The organism is Dietzia sp. E1 (assembly GCF_014145015.1).
Taxonomy (GTDB): Bacteria; Actinomycetota; Actinomycetes; order Mycobacteriales; family Mycobacteriaceae; genus Dietzia; species Dietzia cinnamea_A.
In genome coordinates this window covers 1-1,311 of the sequence record NZ_JAALDU010000231.1, presented here as the reverse complement: position 1 = coordinate 1,311, position 1,311 = coordinate 1, and the positions used below count along the sequence as shown (strand labels likewise).

General features: G+C 69.7%; 2 protein-coding genes. Both read left to right on the top strand.

Annotated elements, in window-relative coordinates:
• A partial coding sequence (locus G6030_RS08710; RefSeq protein WP_182642862.1) for a hypothetical protein occupies positions 1 to 230 on the top strand: 230 nt, incomplete at its 5' end.
• A gap of 163 nt (positions 231 to 393) precedes the next feature.
• On the top strand, positions 394 to 1,311 hold a 918-nt coding region (locus G6030_RS08705), incomplete at its 3' end, for a formate/nitrite transporter family protein (protein ID WP_182642861.1).

Genomic DNA, 1,311 nt, shown 5'->3' with positions numbered 1-1,311 from the left:
GCGCGGCCAACGCGGGCCAGAACAGTGACAGGCGCGGTCACACGCCCGCGAGCTACCTGACCAATGCCACCAACACCACCGCCATCATCGGCGAACCCGTCAAGGTCGCCCCGGCAGTACTCGGCCGCCCGCGGGTCGAGGAACCCGCGCCCATGGACGACGCCTCCGCGCCGTACCGGGGACGCACTCTGGGCCGCGACTACACCGGCGGAGGCGCGGCGCGGGACTGAAGAGGCGCGACACGGGGCAAGTCCGGAACCGGCCTTCACCAGCGGCCCGCGTGGCGGTGAGCAAAGAGTTACCGATCCACACAACAGGGACACGGTCCGGACACACTGCCCGCCCAGACTCGACACGGTACGACGACCCACCGCAGCACAGCTGGAGGCACCCGTGTCCTACGTCCAACCACCGGACTTCACCCGCGCGATGATCGACGCCGGCGCCAAGAAGGTCCACCTGTCCACCCGCGACACGCTCATCCGCGGATTCATGGCAGGGGCGATCCTGGCGCTCGCGGCGGCCTTCGCCGTCACCGTCACCGTCCAGACCGGCAGCGCGCTACTCGGCGCCGTGCTCTTCCCCGTGGGCTTCATCCTCCTCTACCTGCTGGGCTTCGACCTGCTCACCGGCGTGTTCACGCTCGTGCCGCTGGCGCTTCTCGACAAGCGCCGCGGAGTCACCTTCGGCGGGCTGCTGCGCAACTGGGGGCTGGTCTTCATCGGGAACTTCGCCGGCGCGCTGACCGTCGCGTTCCTCATGGCGTTCATCGTCACCTACGGCTTCAACGTCGCCCCCGACGAGGTCGGCCAGCGTCTCGGCGAGATCGGCGAGGCGCGGACCCTCGGATACGCCGAGCACGGCGCCGCCGGGATGGCCACGCTGTTCTTCCGCGGCGTGCTGTGCAACTGGATGGTCTCGACCGGCGTGGTCGCCGCGATGATGTCCACCAGCGCGAGCGGCAAGGCGCTGACCATGTGGATGCCCGTGATGCTGTTCTTCTACATGGGCTTCGAGCACTCCGTGGTCAACATGTTCCTGTTCCCGAGCGGCCTCATGCTGGGCGGTGACTTCTCGCTCGGCGACTACCTCGTGTGGAACGAGATCCCGACCGTCGCAGGCAATCTCGTCGGCGGGCTGCTGTTCGTGGGGCTCGCACTCTATGTCACCCACGCGCGGACGAAGGAGCGGCGGACGTCGGCGTCGGTAGGTGACGCAGCCGTCGAGCCCGCTGCAGCCCCGGGGCCGGCCGCCGTCGAGCCCGCCGCGCTCGCCACCGAGCTCCCCGCCACCGTCGCCGCGCCCATCGCC